At 42.3% G+C, this 15,261-nt stretch carries 12 protein-coding genes; 6 read left to right on the top strand and 6 right to left on the bottom strand.

Annotation, left to right across the window (positions count from 1 at the left end; genetic code table 11):
• The first annotated feature begins 39 nt into the window (after positions 1 to 39).
• The 3 genes from MKI79_RS02345 to rsfS all read left to right on the top strand — a co-directional run bounded on the left by MKI79_RS02345 (position 40) and on the right by rsfS (position 4,181).
• Entirely contained in the window at positions 40 to 1,233 is a 1,194-nt protein-coding gene (locus tag MKI79_RS02345) for an acetate/propionate family kinase (RefSeq protein ID WP_274619059.1), read from the top strand.
• A 49-nt stretch (positions 1,234 to 1,282) separates the two neighbouring features.
• The gene (gene pta / locus MKI79_RS02340; RefSeq protein WP_241570463.1) at positions 1,283 to 3,421 is read left to right on the top strand and encodes a phosphate acetyltransferase; all 2,139 of its coding nucleotides are present in this window, start codon (positions 1,283 to 1,285) and stop codon (positions 3,419 to 3,421) included.
• 355 nt (positions 3,422 to 3,776) lie between these two features.
• A complete protein-coding gene (gene rsfS, locus MKI79_RS02335; protein ID WP_241570462.1) occupies positions 3,777 to 4,181 on the top strand; it encodes a ribosome silencing factor in 405 nt (134 codons plus the stop codon).
• A gap of 135 nt (positions 4,182 to 4,316) precedes the next feature.
• Here rsfS and MKI79_RS02330 read toward each other — a convergent pair whose 3' ends face one another.
• Both MKI79_RS02330 and MKI79_RS02325 read right to left on the bottom strand, forming a co-directional pair.
• Positions 4,317 to 4,988: a hypothetical protein gene (locus MKI79_RS02330; protein ID WP_241570461.1), complete on the bottom strand. Its 672-nt coding sequence runs from the start codon at positions 4,986 to 4,988 to the stop codon at positions 4,317 to 4,319.
• 94 nt (positions 4,989 to 5,082) lie between these two features.
• Positions 5,083 to 6,405 carry an ammonium transporter gene (locus MKI79_RS02325; protein WP_241570460.1) on the bottom strand — a complete coding sequence of 441 codons (1,323 nt, stop codon included), beginning with the start codon at positions 6,403 to 6,405 and terminating at the stop codon, positions 5,083 to 5,085.
• Positions 6,406 to 6,684: 279 nt separating this feature from the next.
• On the opposite strand from MKI79_RS02325, the gene MKI79_RS02320 reads away from it, so the two are divergent.
• Positions 6,685 to 7,506 (top strand): SDR family NAD(P)-dependent oxidoreductase, encoded by an 822-nt coding sequence (locus MKI79_RS02320; RefSeq protein ID WP_241570459.1) that lies wholly within the window; start codon positions 6,685 to 6,687, stop codon positions 7,504 to 7,506.
• Positions 7,507 to 7,611: 105 nt separating this feature from the next.
• Here the strand turns inward: MKI79_RS02320 and MKI79_RS02315 are convergent, their stop codons facing one another.
• The 3 genes from MKI79_RS02315 to MKI79_RS02305 are packed head-to-tail and all read right to left on the bottom strand — an operon-like array spanning position 7,612 to position 10,523.
• Positions 7,612 to 9,057, bottom strand: a complete 1,446-nt coding sequence (locus MKI79_RS02315; protein ID WP_241570458.1) for an NAD(P)(+) transhydrogenase (Re/Si-specific) subunit beta — start codon at positions 9,055 to 9,057, stop codon at positions 7,612 to 7,614.
• Positions 9,058 to 9,060: 3 nt separating this feature from the next.
• Positions 9,061 to 9,384 carry a proton-translocating transhydrogenase family protein gene (locus MKI79_RS02310; protein ID WP_241570457.1) on the bottom strand — a complete coding sequence of 108 codons (324 nt, stop codon included), beginning with the start codon at positions 9,382 to 9,384 and terminating at the stop codon, positions 9,061 to 9,063.
• An 11-nt stretch (positions 9,385 to 9,395) separates the two neighbouring features.
• Positions 9,396 to 10,523, bottom strand: coding sequence for a Re/Si-specific NAD(P)(+) transhydrogenase subunit alpha (locus tag MKI79_RS02305; RefSeq protein WP_241570456.1), 1,128 nt, complete (start codon positions 10,521 to 10,523; stop codon positions 9,396 to 9,398).
• Positions 10,524 to 11,177: 654 nt separating this feature from the next.
• On the opposite strand from MKI79_RS02305, the gene MKI79_RS02300 reads away from it, so the two are divergent.
• Both MKI79_RS02300 and MKI79_RS02295 read left to right on the top strand, forming a co-directional pair.
• Entirely contained in the window at positions 11,178 to 12,074 is an 897-nt protein-coding gene (locus MKI79_RS02300) for an LD-carboxypeptidase (RefSeq protein WP_241570455.1), read from the top strand.
• Between the two features lie 538 nt (positions 12,075 to 12,612).
• On the top strand, positions 12,613 to 13,455 hold the full coding sequence (locus tag MKI79_RS02295) for a GGDEF domain-containing protein (RefSeq protein WP_241570454.1): 843 nt from the start codon (positions 12,613 to 12,615) through the stop codon (positions 13,453 to 13,455).
• Here MKI79_RS02295 and dsbD read toward each other — a convergent pair.
• Positions 13,403 to 15,196, bottom strand: coding sequence for a protein-disulfide reductase DsbD (gene dsbD, locus MKI79_RS02290; RefSeq protein ID WP_241570453.1), 1,794 nt, complete (start codon positions 15,194 to 15,196; stop codon positions 13,403 to 13,405). The two genes, MKI79_RS02295 and dsbD, sit on opposite strands and share 53 nt — an antisense overlap.
• Between the last annotated feature and the right edge of the window lie 65 nt (positions 15,197 to 15,261).

The following is a 15,261-nucleotide window of genomic DNA, read 5'->3' as shown; positions in this document are numbered from 1 at the left end:
TTTTGTAAATCAATAACAATGTTTTAAATCAATCAGGATTTGCTCGTGTCAAATATTCTCGTCATCAATTGCGGTTCTTCTTCCATCAAATATGCGCTAATTCTTCAAGATTATGATTATCGTCTTTATGGTTTGGCTGAAAATTTGGGCACACCTAACGCTCGTATTTCAGGGCTGACCTATAATGCGCAAGAAAACCGCCAAGAAAAATTTGAAGTAGAACTCGGGCAAGCCGATCATGCGCAAGCCTTAGAAGTTGCGATGAAACGTATCAGCCACTTCAAATTTGATGCGATTGGACACCGTGTAGTACATGGCGGAACGATGACGCAAGCACAGGTCATTAACGATCAAGTCATTCAAGATATTAAAAATATTTCCAATCTTGCTCCATTGCACAATCCTGCCAATTTGATTGGTATTGATGCGACGATGAAGCTGTACCCTGACCTTCCGCAAGTCGCTGTATTTGATACAGCATTTCACCAGACCATGCCAAAGAAGGCACACCTCTATGCGCTACCACGTGATCTTTACCAAGAGCATGGCATCCGCCGTTATGGCTTCCATGGTACAAGTCATGCCTATGTCAGTGAACGTGCATCAACGCTTGCAGGTCAAAAAAATCAAGGTGGTTGGGTCGTTGCCCATCTCGGTAATGGTTGCTCAACTTGTGCAGTATGGAATGGGAAAAGCCTTGATACCAGTATGGGTTTAACACCACTCGAAGGTTTGGTAATGGGCACACGTAGCGGTGATGTTGATCCAAGCTTGCACCTCTTCTTAAATATCAATCTCGGTTGGGACATTGCCAAAATCGACCAAGTGCTGAATAAACAAAGTGGTTTGCTCGGTTTATCCAATTTGTCCAATGACATGCGCACACTGGTTGAAGCAGCCGAGTCAGGCAATGAAGATGCTCAAATCGCCATTGATGTTTTTGTTTATCGTTTGGCGAAATCAATGGCTGCGATGAGTTGTGCCCTACCGAAGCTTGACGGTTTGATTTTCACAGGTGGTATTGGTGAGAACTCAGGCTTTATCCGTGAAAAAGTGATTCGCTCGCTACCGCACTTTGGCTTGAGTTTAAATGCCGAAAATAATGCTACACGCGCCAAAGAGATTCGTATTGACGACGACACAGGTCCTCAAATTTGGGTGATTCCGACCGATGAAGAAGGTCGCATTGCCAATGAAACCCGTCAAATTGCATTGGGTGAAAATGTGTTTTAATTTGATTTAAAACAACCTTAGACATGAAAAAAATATTAGGATACACCGCATGAAAACATTTTTACTCGTTCCAACAGCAGAAGGCATCGGATTGACTTCTGCTTGTTTAGGCATGATCCACGCCTTTGATTGCATCGGAGTCAAAGCCAACTTTTTAAAACCCTTTGCACAAGAAAAAAGTAAAAATGAAAGTCGCACTTCAACCATTATTTCTAGTCTATATCAACGCCACCAAGTACCACCGATTGATTATAAAAAAACCCAACATATGGTCAGTATCGGTGAAATGGATGAACTGCTCGAAGAAGCCGTAAGCCTTCACCGTCAAGTCGCCAAAGATCATGAAGTGGTGATCGTCGAAGGCTTAGTCCCCAATCCAAATCAAAGCTACACCACACAGCTCAATGTCGCACTGGCACAAGCACTTGATGCACAGGTGATTCTAGTGAGTGGTGCAGACATCAATAATGCTGAACAAACTGCTGAAAATATAGAAAACCACCTCAACCCATTTGGTGGCAATGCTTCGACTCGTACCGCTGGCATTTTATTTATGCGTACCAGAGGCTTAGCACCTGATACGGCGCAGATTCCACTCACGACTGATCAAACGCTACGCCTCACAGATGAAATCAAAACATTTAGCGCAGAATTACAAAAATTTTCACCACTACTCGGTAGTGAAAAATTACCCATTATCGGTATGATTCCATTTAGCTCAACTTTGAGTGTTCCTCGCACCTTAGACATTGCCAATGCCATTCAAGCGCAGTGGCTCAATGAAGGCGAAGCCGAACAACGTCGTGTGCAAAATACTGCGCTGATTCATCGTCGTATTGACCATGAACTAGAACGCTTTAAAGCAGGTGAACTTATCGTCACTTCTGCCGATCGTACTGATGTAGCACTGGCATGTGGCGTGGCAGCACTGAGTGACATTCCGCTTGCAGGGGTGATTTTCACTGACAGCAAAATGCAAGATGTCACTTTACCGACGCTTTCGCAAAAAGTTTTACGCACAGGTCTACCTGTAATGCGCACTGATATGGATAGCCTACAAACTTTGGCAATGATTGATCATATCGACAATGAAATTCCAATCACTGATACTTCACGTGCCGAGCAAGTGACTCGCTTTGTGTCGAGTCATATTGATTTTGATTGGCTAAGTACGACAACCACAGCCAAGACCAAAAGTCGCCTTTCGCCATCTGCGTTCCGTCATGAATTGGTACAGAAGTCCATTGCTGCGAAAAAGACCATTGTGTTACCCGAAGGCTCAGAGCCTCGCACCGTAGAAGCTGCTGCGATCTGCCAGACACGTGGCATTGCACAGTGCGTACTGCTCGCCAAGCCCGAAGAAGTGCAAGAAGTTGCCAAAGCACGTGGCGTCACTTTACCCGATGATCTCAAAATCATTGATCCTGATACCATTCGTGACAAATATGTCGATCCAATGGTGGAGCGACGCAAAGGCAAACTCAATGCCCTACAAGCAGCACAACAGCTTGAAGATACCGTCGTTCTTGGCACAATGATGTTAGCACTCGGTGAAGTCGATGGCTTGGTTTCAGGTGCAATCCATACCACTGCCAATACAGTACGCCCTGCATTTCAGTTGATTAAAACTGCGCCTGATTATACCCTCGTGTCGTCAATTTTCTTTATGTTGTTACCTGATGAAGTCTTTGTTTACGGTGACTGTGCGATTAATCCTGATCCAAATGCAGAGCAATTGGCAGAGATTGCCATTCAGTCTGCAATCTCGGCAAAATCGTTTGGCATTGAGCCTCGTATCGCCATGATAAGCTACTCTACAGGCGACTCAGGTACAGGCGCAGATGTAGATAAAGTGCGTGAAGCGACTGAAATCGCCAAGCAACGTCGCCCAGACTTATTGATTGATGGACCATTGCAATACGATGCCGCTTCGGTAGAAAGTGTCGGCAAGCAAAAAGCGCCTGATTCTAAAGTTGCAGGTCAAGCCAACGTATTTATTTTCCCTGATTTAAATACAGGTAACACCACCTACAAAGCCGTACAACGTGCTGCCAACGTGGTGAGCGTTGGACCAATGTTGCAAGGTCTAAACAAGCCTGTGAACGATCTCTCTCGTGGTGCATTGGTCGATGATATTGTGTTTACAATTGCCTTGACGGCGATACAGGCGGTGCAAGACGAGATTTGATTTATTATACTTCGGGCAATTTTTAAGTTATTGATTTTAAGAAGGGAGGTTTGGAGGGCGACAGCCCTCCAAGTGCCACACAAAAATCGCTTTCGCTTGCGAAAGCGATTTTTGTGCTTTTAAGGCTTAAGTGATCAACAATAGTGAATCTCAAAAAACTTCAAAAACTGCATGAAGTATTGAAGTTAGAGAGTTTAAAAATTTTACACATCATGCTGATTCGCGCTCGATCAGCATGATGGCTTATCAAAAAGATGAATAAATGTTGAATTAATAGTCAATATTGTTGAATTGATTTTTCACCGCAATGCCCTTATAGTGGATAGTGACTCAATTTCAGGATTTTTCATCACCCATGAATATCGAACCGTCGCCCACATCAAACAATGTTGTTGACTCTCTCACTTCCAAATCTTCACAAGTTCAAAGTTGTTTACAAGTCGTGCAAGATGCACTACTTGATGTCAAAGCAAAAGATATTATTCAATTCGATGTTTCAACTATCAGCAGTGTATCTGATGCCATCGTTATTGCGAGTGGCACATCAACTCGTCACGTCAAAGCACTTGCCGACAATGTCGCAGAAGAAGCAAGAAAAGCTGGCTTCCGCCCGATCGGCGTTGAAGGTGAGCGTGATGCCGAGTGGATTTTGATTGATCTTGGCATCGTTGTGGTACACGTGATGTTACCAACCGCACGTAAGTTTTACGATCTTGAAAGCCTATGGCGCACTGAAGCTGTTACAGAACAGTTTAGCTAAGCAGTTATTTATTTTAGCTTTCAGTATCTAAAAGCGACGACACTTTAATCAGTTCGTCGCTTTTTTTATTTGAAAATCCAAATTTTGAATTTCAACTTATTGGCAAGCTAAGCTTCCAATCACTTGAAAAGTTAATTACAAATACTGCTTAATCATCACTGCAGGATACTGCTGATCAATCTGTGCCACGGCTTGCGCCATATAGCGATCTGATTTCATCGGTCCAAAATAATCACACATCACCGTATACAAGGTATTAATCACCTGACGTAATACGTCCTTGAGATAAAACTGCTCAACCAAGCCTTCTCCTGTTTGCACATAATGAATAAACGCATGCTGATATTGCGGTGTGATTTGACTACCTTGCAGATGCTCTTGTAGCACGACAATCAATTCACTTTGCCCTTTCAAGGATTGAAGTAACTGCTGAAATAATTCGTTGATTGCGATTTGATCTGCAGTCTTAATTATTCCATCGTGATGAGGCTGAGTATTATTACTAGATACAGTGGCTAGAGTTTTTTGTGGCGAGGACTGCGGGATTGGCTCATGGTTTAAATTTTGCTGTACGTCAAGTTCTAAGCCATGTTGAAGATCATGCACAATCTGCTTTCGGCTACTGCGCAACTCTGAACTATTTGCAATTTCAAAAACAAAATAATTCAACTCTTGCAAAGGTTTTTTGCTGTATTGATAGCGCCACAATTCCACCGCCTGATCGAGAGCCTGTCCATCCAAATATTTGGCGAGTATACGCTGCACGATACTACGCTGATCATTATCCAAAGTCATAGTCCAACCCATTTTTCCAATTCCTAATTCGATGCAGTGTGAATGGCGTTTGATCATCCACACTTTTGCAATTGATCTGATTTACGCTTTTAAAAAGGCTCAACAATTAATGTCGCTTGGTGATTTCGTCTAAATCTGCAAGCACATCTTGTTGAAATTCTGGGTAGGACAATTCCGCATGTTCGGTATAGTCCAAGCCACGTTGCTCATGCTGTTTCGACACACGCAGTCCACCAAGCACTTTGTCCATGACCCAAAACATCACCAACGCTGTACCAAAGCCCCACACTGCTGCCGCACCTACGCCGATTGCTTGCACACCAAGTTGAGAGAGGTTAAACATATCTGTTTCTAGGAAATAACCTGCCGCCAACGTCCCCCAAATACCACAACCTGTATGGACGGTGAAAGCATCGACTGCATCATCAATTTTTAACTTCTCAAGAAGCATCGGTAAAAATGTCACAACAACACCAGCAACCAAACCTGTGATGATTGAGAATAATGGCGACATCGTGGCACAGCCTGCAGTGATCGCAACCAAACCACCCAGTGAAGCGTTAATGGTCATGGTCAGCAAAATGGCTTTGCCACGGATTAGTGCCAACAACATATATGCCACCGCACTTGCGCATGCAGCAAGGTGTGTATTCAGTGCGATTTTACCGATGCTCACATCTGCTGCGACGGTTGAGCCTGCGTTAAATCCAAACCACGATAGCCATAAAATAAAGCCACCAAGCGCCACCAATGAAAGGTTATGTCCTGGAATATGATGCGGTTTGCCATCACGACCAAACCGCCCTAAGCGTGGTCCAAGAATGATCACCCCTGCCAATGCCACCCAACCACCGATCGAATGCACCACTGTTGAGCCTGCAAAGTCGATAAAGCCCATCGACTTGAGCCAACCCGCACCTTCAAATAAGCTTCCCCACGCCCAACTACCGAAGATTGGATAGATCAGTGCACTGACAAATATGGTGCAAACGATATAGCCGATGAAATGAATCCGCTCAGCCATTGCACCACTGGCAATGGTAGTTGCCGTTGCTGCAAACATCATTTGGAAAAACAACATCGTCCAGTGCCAACCGTCCAAGCTATTTGGTGCAAAATGGCTTAAACCAACCCAACCAGTTGGATTCACACCAAACATTAAACCGAAGCCGATGAGCCAAAAAACTAGACCACCCACACAGGCATCTATGTAGTTTTTCATCAAGACATTGACGGTATTTTTACTACGTACTGTACCGCTTTCGATTAGCGCAAAACCTGCCTGCATAAAGAATACAAGCACACCGCATAGTACAACCCACGCACTATCAATCATGAGTTTTAGTTCAGCATTAGAGATTTGCACTTCATTTTCCGCATGAACCAAAATTGGAAAAAGTAATAAGATCAATGAGAGATACTTTTTCATTAAAAACCCCAGATTAAAATAAATATGGAAAATGCAAATGCAAGCTTAATGCCAACTTTGGTGGAATTATTTCATAAAAATCATATGCTTGAATTTATTTTACATAAACTATTATTTTCGTGCCTTTTATCACACTTTGATATTTATATTTCAATTTTATAATTAAACATTTTTTCACATATTTTATCGAATTTGACATGAATGATTGTCAGATTTGTTGCACTATATGCTCGCTCAGGCAAAACAATAATATTCCTATTTTTTACCATGGAGTCGCTCTTGAAAATTCTCATCACAGGTGCCAATACTGGTATCGGCTACGCAACAGCTGAACGTCTCGTCAAACAAGATCAGCATGTCATTCTAGCGTGCAGAAATGCCGATAAAGCTAAAACTGCTCAAGTGCGACTCCAAACGCTCGGACAAGGTCAGGTTGACATCGTAACGCTTGACCTCAACAGTCTTGAATCAGTTCAGCAGTCTGCAAATGATATCGCCGAGCAGTATGGCGCACTGGATGTATTAATCAATAATGCAGGGTTGTTCGCCAAATCAAAACAACTTACCCAAGATGGTTTTGAACAACAATTTGGTGTGAATTATCTAGGGCATTTCCTATTCACTCATAAGCTACTACCCGTATTATCTAATGCACCCAAAGCTCGGATTATTCATCTTGCATCAATTGCACATTGGATGGGCAATATCAAACCAAAGACCTTTCACGGCGAAGGACTGTATAACCCTTTGTACTTCTACGGACAGTCGAAACTTGCCAATTTACTCTTTAGCCATGAATTAGCTCGCCAGTTGGCGGGAAGCACGATTACCAACAATGCTCTACATCCCGGCGGCGTAGATTCTGATATTTATCGTGAGCTTCCAACTTTGGCACATAAAGCATTACAACTTGGTTTAGTACCAACATCTATACCTGCTAAGCTTATCGAAGACATGGCGATTAGTGTAGAGTGGGAAAATAAAAACGGCGAATATGTCAGTGCACATATGCCAAATTGGCAATCTCGTCATGCCACAAATAAAGGCTTGGCTGAACGTCTGTATATGCAGTCGATGGAAATGGTTAGCCCATATCTTTAATCATGACATTGCCCATTCAGCCAGATTTTACTGTGTCAATAAAAAAACCACCCGAAGGTGGTTTTTTAATACGCAATCAATAAAGATTTAATCTTTGGATTCGGCTTAGTGACCTGTACCATTGATTGCTTTAGTCATATCTTCAACAACTTTCTTGGCATCACCGAAGATCATCATGGTTTTTTCGTTATAGAACAAGTCATTGTCCAAACCTGCATAACCTGTCGCCATCGAACGCTTGATCACCATGATCGTACGTGCTCTATGTGCTTCAAGAATCGGCATACCGTAGATCGGTGAGCTTGGATCGTCTTTTGCAGATGGGTTTACAACGTCGTTCGCACCAATAACCAGCACCACATCAGTCGCAGGAAAATCAGAGTTGATCTCGTCCATTTCCAAGATGTCTTCATAAGCTACATCAGCTTCTGCAAGCAAGACGTTCATATGACCAGGCATACGACCTGCTACAGGGTGAATCGCAAAACGTACTTTTACACCTTGCTCTTTTAGAATTTCACACAATTCTTTCACTGCGTTTTGTGCACGACCTTGCGCCATACCATAGCCCGGTACGATCACCACGCTATCCGCATTCGACATCAAGAAGCCTGCATCATCTGCTGAGCCTGAACGATAGTTACGTTGGACTTGTTCACCTTGGTCCGCAGAAGCCGCTACCGCACCACCCATTGCACCACCAAAGAGTACATTGATGATTGAGCGGTTCATTGCTTTACACATGATGTAAGACAGAATCGCACCTGATGAACCAACCAGTGAGCCTGCAACGATCAACATATTGTTTTCTAATGTAAAACCAATACCTGCCGCAGCCCAACCAGAGAATGAGTTCAATAGCGATACAACCACTGGCATATCACCGCCACCGACTGGTGCAATCCACACCCAACCGAAGACTAACGCCAATGCAGTCATTGCCCAGAATGCATTCATATTGCCTGTGCTAAAGAAGTAGAAACCGCACGCCAACATCGCAATAAAGATGATTGCTTGGACAGGTTTTACCCATGCACCTGAAATGGTTTTTGCCCATTTCTTCGCAGCCAATTTACCATAAGCAAAGACTGACGCAGTAAAGGTAATCGCACCAACAAAACAACCCACAAACAATTCGAACAAATGCACTTTGCTCATTGCGTGGAAATTAATGTTGTTTGCAGTCAATGCGTCTGCACCGATTTCAAGCAGTTTGTTGTTATGCAAGATCGCAGCAATGGCAATCAATACCGCAGCCAAACCGACCAATGAGTGCATTAAAGCAACCGTTTCGGGCATTTGTGTCATCGGCACTGATCGAGCACGAGCAATACCAACGATACCACCAAGCACCATTGCGCCAACGATCATCCAAATTACTGGATTATCTGCAACAAAGAATGTGGTCAATACAGCGATCGCCATTGCGATCATCCCGTAGCGATTCCCTTGAATCGCAGTCTTAGGACCCGACAAACCACGCAAAGTCAAAATAAATAGGACGGCACCAATCAGGTAGAACCAATCCGCATACTCTCGAATAAATTCCATGGATTAGCCCTCTTTCTTCTTTTGCTTTGGTTTAAACATTTCTAGCATACGTGCAGTCACTGCGAAGCCACCAAAAATGTTAATACTTGCAAGAAATACCGCAATCGCACCTAAGATGCTCACTGCATTAATACTTTGAAATGCCACTGTACCATCAACACCGATCGCAGGTAGACCGACAGTTTGAATCATTGCACCAACGATAATGATCGATGACAAGGCATTGGTGACCGCCATCAACGGTGTATGCAAAGCAGGCGTAACACCCCAAACGACGTAGTAACCTACGAAGATGGCAAGGACGAAAATTGTAATCGTTTCAACCATGAGAGCTCTCCTTAACCACGTTTGAGCAGCACTTCGCCGCCATGTGTAACCAATAATGCTTTTTGAATTTCATCGTCAAGATCGATTTTGATGTTTTTGTTTTCATCAAACAAAGTATCAATAAAATTCAAAATATTACGTGCATACAGCGCAGATGCTTCAGTCGATACAGTTGATGGAATATTTGGAATACCCAAAATCTTCACACCATTGTCCGTAGTCACTGTTTCATTCACTACAGAACCTTCGACGTTACCGCCAGTTTCCACTGCCATGTCTAGAATCACTGAACCTGGTTTCATTTTGGCAACCGTTGCGCCATGAACCAAACGAGGCGCATTACGACCTGGTAACAATGCTGTGGTAATCACGATATCAGCGTTCGCTACAGCCTTATCCACCACTGCTGCTTGATCTTTGATGTACTGCTCACCTGGTGTCCAACCATAACCGTTCTTCGCAGCTTCATCGGCACGAGCTTGTTCTTCTGGCGACATTGGCACGTCTAACCATTTTCCACCAAGTGATTCTACTTGCTCTTTTGCTGTTGGGCGCAAATCAGTCGCTTCAACAACGGCACCAAGACGCTTCGCAGTTGCAATGGCTTGCAGGCCAGCAACACCTACACCCATGATTACAACACGAGCAGGTTTTACTGTACCTGCCGCAGTCATCAACATTGGGAACATACGTTGGTATTCAGCCGCCGCAAGCAATACAGACTTATAACCTGACAAGTTGGCTTGAGAAGACAATACGTCCATGTTTTGCGCACGTGATAATGTACGTGGCAATAACTCAAGCGCAAACGCAGACACGTTTTGCGTTGCAAAACGATCAAGCTCTGGATTACGGTACGGGTCAAAAGATGCAACAACACTTGCGCCTGATTCGATTTGTGCAATCTCGTCACCTTGTGGTGCACGGATTTTCAAAATCAATTGGCTGCCTTGATAAGCATTGTCGGTAATGGTTGCGCCTGCTTGTTCATACGCACTGTCAACATAAGCAGCTTTTACACCTGCTCCACGTTGTACAACTACGGTATGACCTGCTGAAGTCAACTTTTTTACTGTTTCTGGTGTCGCTGCCACACGGTTTTCACTCGTGATGGTTTCGGTTGGGATTCCGATCTGCATGAGCGTTCCTCAAGCTAATTTTGCTTAGTCAAAGTATCAACCATACTGGATAAGTACAGGATACTTCCCCCATATTCATATTTGGTTTGCGATTTTAATATGATTTAATTGGCAATTGCCACCCTTTATTTCGATAAAAAATACCATATATAAAATTTCAATGAAGTCGTTTTTTTGGAACACTTTAAACATTTGTGTCAAATATATTCAAAAATTTAATTTTTTCTTATTTATTTTCAATAACTTAAATGCAAATAATAATTTTAAATCTTAGAATATTTTGTCAATGGTCAGGATCACCCTTCTTGTAGGTGAAAAAGTTGAAATGCCATACAACACCTTTCAAAATCAGCTTTAACAATTGTTTTTTATAGATATTTAATAAGTTAATGAAAATTTAAAACACATAAACTTTGCAGTCATCTTTTTTGTAAACCTTCTAAAATTAGCCATTTTTATATTTCTGTTTTTGATGTTTCTCTACTTTAGGTTGCTTTTTAGACGCTTTTTATACTCATTGCACCATGATCGTGAGTTTTTTTATCAGCAAAGCAAACTACTATTTTCGCCATAACACTTCCGGATGAATCTTTAACTAAATACCTTTTAGCCAATAAAATATGGCACACTGCACCAATCCATTACTGAGTAGCGATGATGAAAATCAAAGTGATTGCACCAAGTGCATGTGTCGATCAAGATCAAATCCTTTTTGCACAGCAACAAATGCAAGACCTTGATGTAGATATTGAACTCTCAAACAATATTTTCGCCTCGCATCGTTATCTTGCAGGTTCGGTCGCAGAACGCCTTGAAGATCTCAAGCAAGCGTGTCTTGAGCCGTCCATTGATGCGATTTGGTTCGGACGTGGTGGCACAGGTTCAGCACAGCTTTTACCGCATCTTGACACTTGGCTACTGGGTAAACCTTTGATTGGTTATTCTGACAGTACCGTGCTACTTAACTATATTGCGATGCAAGGTGGTCATGCCTTACATGCCCCAGTTTTCCAAGAAATTGCCAGTAAAAACCTCAATGAAGTCATGCCAATTTCAAAAGACGCACAAGAAGTATTGGCATTACTGCACCCAATGCTTGGGGAAATGCCTCAACAATATACTGTGAGCCCTTATAATACGTTTTCTCAACAGGCGACCGAAATCAAAGGCGTGGTTCTCGGCGGCAATCTTGCAACGCTATGTAGTGTACAAGGCACACCATGGGCATTGGAGTTAAAACAAGACAGTATTCTTTTATTAGAAGATGTCGGCGAGCCATTTTATCGGCTGGAGCGTTTACTCGTTCAGCTATTGCAAAGTATTGATACAACCAAACTTAAAGCGATTGTGATGGGGGATTTTCATCAATGCCCTCAAAAGAATGTGCCACACGATTTAATGAATATTTTTGCAGAGCACTGTGATTCGCTTGTAATCCCACTTTTTCAAGCAGATTGGTTTGGTCATGGAGAAAGCAATCGACCGTTTTGGATTGGCGGACATTCGACCTTAAAAGGACAGCAACTTCAGATTTGTAAGCGCAGTAAATAATGGATATTTTCATACGCTTACAGAATACTATCCATTAAAATATTATCTAATAAAATAAATTAAGGTTGACGTTTTTTTAAACAGTCGGTAATGTTAAAGAATGTAACTCGATAGTCATGCTTTACTAAGCGCCTCCTAATATTCATTATAAAATTTAAGCTATTTGCAGGAAGTATAACAAATGTTTGGCAGATCATCGTATCAAGGTACACTCACCTTGATGCGCTCCACACCGATCATCAATTGGAACCCTATCCAAAGATGTATGCTCATGCTCTGTTTAGCATGTGGTGTTCACTCGATCTGGTTATTTTGGAAAATATTTGTTATCGCTTCGCCAAGTCTACATCAGTATGTAAATTTGCCATTTTTAAAATTAAGCTTATATGTCAATTTTGTATACATATTTATTTATATGCTCTTAGCCGTGCTTTGCGCATATTTAGCACAAAAAAAGCGCTGGCATCTCTTTCTTATTTATTTATGTACTGGCACTTTTGCGCTTTTCTTATTATGGGATGCCTATATTGCTGGTGTCATGAGCCCCGCCACAGCAGTTGTTCTGATTAGTGTGATTGCGCTTGGTTTACTGATGTTTGAAGCCAAAGTGATCTATCCTGTGGTTATCGTAGCAATTGGTATTATTTTTTATTTAGTTACTATTACCCTCGAAGGAAAGATTAGCTACGCACCGCTCTTCGATTTTCCCGGTATGCACAACTCGCCGTATAGCAACTCATTTTGGTGTTTAAGCATGCTGTATTTTGGCGTACCTGTAGTCGCAGTTTGCTTTGCAATGTTTAGCCTCGTGCTTCATCAATGGCGTCACCGTGAGGAGTCTTTTAAATCTCTGAGCCTGATTGATCCACTGACTAAAGTGAATAACCGTCGTAACATTAATCAACAACTTGTGAATATTGCGAATAAGCTAGAATTACAAAAGAACCTCTGCTACGGCATTATCATTTTAGATTTAGATCATTTTAAGCGGATCAATGATGAGTATGGACACCTCATGGGAGATGAGGTACTTACTGAAGTTGCAGCCGCATTACAATCAAATGTCCGTCAGACCGATATCCTCGGGCGCTATGGTGGTGAAGAGTTTATTATTCTAGCGAAAGATGCCGATAAAAATATCATCATGCAACTCGCAAAACGCTGTCAACAATCTATTCAACAGCTTGCGATTAGTACTGACCAACAAAAATATATCAATATCACTGCAAGTTTCGGAGTAACCGTAGTCTGCCACAATCAAAGTATGCGACAAGCAATCAAACAAGCTGATGAGGCGATGTATCAAGCAAAACGACTCGGACGCAATCTTATTGTACTATCTGATCAGACTGAAGACGCTGTAGCAATTCCTGTTGGTTAAAGCTCCCTGTCAATCTCTGCGGTCGTAACTCTTGCCCATTCGATGAAATAAATAAAACCGTTGGTGGACCAAGCATCTGCCATTCATTCAAAATCACTTGATGGCTTGCATCAAACTCAGATAAGTCGAGTTTGATTTTTTGCACATTTTTTAATGATTGCTGAACATCTGGATTCGTCCAAATATTACGTTCAATCGGCTGACAGGCAATGCACCAGTCCGCATACAAATCAACGATGATTGGCTGACCAGTTGCTTTTGCATCTTCGAGTGCCTGCTCAAACTGTGTTTTATTTTTCACCACTTGCCAATTCATTTCTGCGGTCGTGTATAGACGATAGAGTGTCTGTGCTTGCCATACTCCAAAACCAAGCACCGCAATCAAAGTCGCTATAAATAATAGTCTAATTTTCGCTTTACTCTCCCAAATCAAGTAAAGCAGATAAGCACTCACCAAAAGCGTCAAAATAAGCATCAATATATAGAACAGCTCAGCGCTTAATAATGGTCGTACAAAATATAGCGCCAAACCGAGCATGACCCACGCAAAAACATGTCGAATCCGATGCATCCATTGCCCAGGTTTTGGCATCGCTTTCTGACCAATCAGACTCAGAATGATCAATGGAATCCCCATTCCCACACCGAGGCTAAATAATAAAACAGCACCGATAATGAGGTTTTGTGATTGGGAAATATAGAGAAGCGTGCCTGCGAGCGGTGCCGTCATACATGGTCCAACCAACAATGCAGACAACACGCCCATCAAAGCTGCACCCAATAATGTGCCACCCTTTTGTCGCCCTTGTAATTGATCGAGATGATTTGACCATTTTTGTGGAAGTTTGAGCTCAAATACACCAAACAGATTCAATGCAAAAATCACAAACACTGTAGCAAAGGCAATTAATACCGCAGGCTGTTGTAACCATCGTTGTAAGTTACTTCCGGCGCTCGCCGCCAACACGCCAAGCAAGGCATAGACAGATGCCATCGCCAAAACAAAGACAATGCTAATCGCTCCTGCTCGCACCCCTACATGCTCACGAATCAGCAAACTAGATAGAATCGGCAACATCGGCAAAGAGCACGGTGTAAATGCTAATAAACACCCCAATCCTAAGAAGATTAAAATACTCCAAAAGACATTCTGATCATGTAGTCGTGCTGTCCATTGCTCATCTTCTGCTACGGTCTGAATATTCGCACTTTCATCATTGACTAGGTCGCTTTTGGAAGCATCTTGGCTTGAGTCATTTTGCGTTACTGTGCTGAGTAAACCACCTTGATTTGATTGCTCAAACAATGACGGCTGTTGAGCTGATGGCTTTTCTTGATCGAGTGATACCAAGCCCATTGCATCAGTTTGAAAAGTGCTTTGACTGATCGGATAACACAAACCTGCTTCTGCACAGCCTTGAAACCTTACATGGTAGGTCGAATTTGGTTCAGCTTGTATCTTGAAAGACACCGCATCATGATAAACCTTGGTATCACCATAATATTCATCATGTTTATCTTCGGCAGGTGGAAGATCGACTTTTACTTTTTCGACTTGCGCATTTTTTTGTTTTTTTATATCGACAGCGAACTGATGTTGATAGAGGTAATATTTTGGAGAAATCGTCCATTGCAATTGGATTTCTGATTCACTGATTGAACGTACTTGCAGTGGAAAAGCCTGCTCGGCAGGTAGGAATTTTTCTTCAGCAAAACTGTGTGTAGTCACAAAGAGTGACATACACGTGATCAGAAAAAAAAGAAAACTCCGAAGTGCCGACAATTTCTTATTCCTTGAAAAAAAAC

Source organism: Acinetobacter sedimenti (genome assembly GCF_022601685.1).
Classification (GTDB): Bacteria; Pseudomonadota; Gammaproteobacteria; order Pseudomonadales; family Moraxellaceae; genus Acinetobacter; species Acinetobacter sedimenti.
Note: the sequence above shows the minus strand (reverse complement) of the source record. Positions and strands in the feature narration are given on the sequence as shown.

Coding starts and splice junctions, on each gene's coding strand:
- pta (WP_241570463.1), top strand. CDS start 1,283: ATGAAAACATTTTTACTCGTTCCAACAGCAGAAGGCATCGGATTGACT.
- rsfS (WP_241570462.1), top strand. CDS start 3,777: ATGAATATCGAACCGTCGCCCACATCAAACAATGTTGTTGACTCTCTC.
- MKI79_RS02330 (WP_241570461.1), bottom strand. CDS start 4,988: ATGGGTTGGACTATGACTTTGGATAATGATCAGCGTAGTATCGTGCAG.
- MKI79_RS02325 (WP_241570460.1), bottom strand. CDS start 6,405: ATGAAAAAGTATCTCTCATTGATCTTATTACTTTTTCCAATTTTGGTT.
- MKI79_RS02315 (WP_241570458.1), bottom strand. CDS start 9,057: ATGGAATTTATTCGAGAGTATGCGGATTGGTTCTACCTGATTGGTGCC.
- MKI79_RS02310 (WP_241570457.1), bottom strand. CDS start 9,384: ATGGTTGAAACGATTACAATTTTCGTCCTTGCCATCTTCGTAGGTTAC.
- MKI79_RS02305 (WP_241570456.1), bottom strand. CDS start 10,523: ATGCAGATCGGAATCCCAACCGAAACCATCACGAGTGAAAACCGTGTG.
- MKI79_RS02300 (WP_241570455.1), top strand. CDS start 11,178: ATGATGAAAATCAAAGTGATTGCACCAAGTGCATGTGTCGATCAAGAT.
- MKI79_RS02295 (WP_241570454.1), top strand. CDS start 12,613: ATGAGCCCCGCCACAGCAGTTGTTCTGATTAGTGTGATTGCGCTTGGT.
- dsbD (WP_241570453.1), bottom strand. CDS start 15,196: ATGTCACTCTTTGTGACTACACACAGTTTTGCTGAAGAAAAATTCCTA.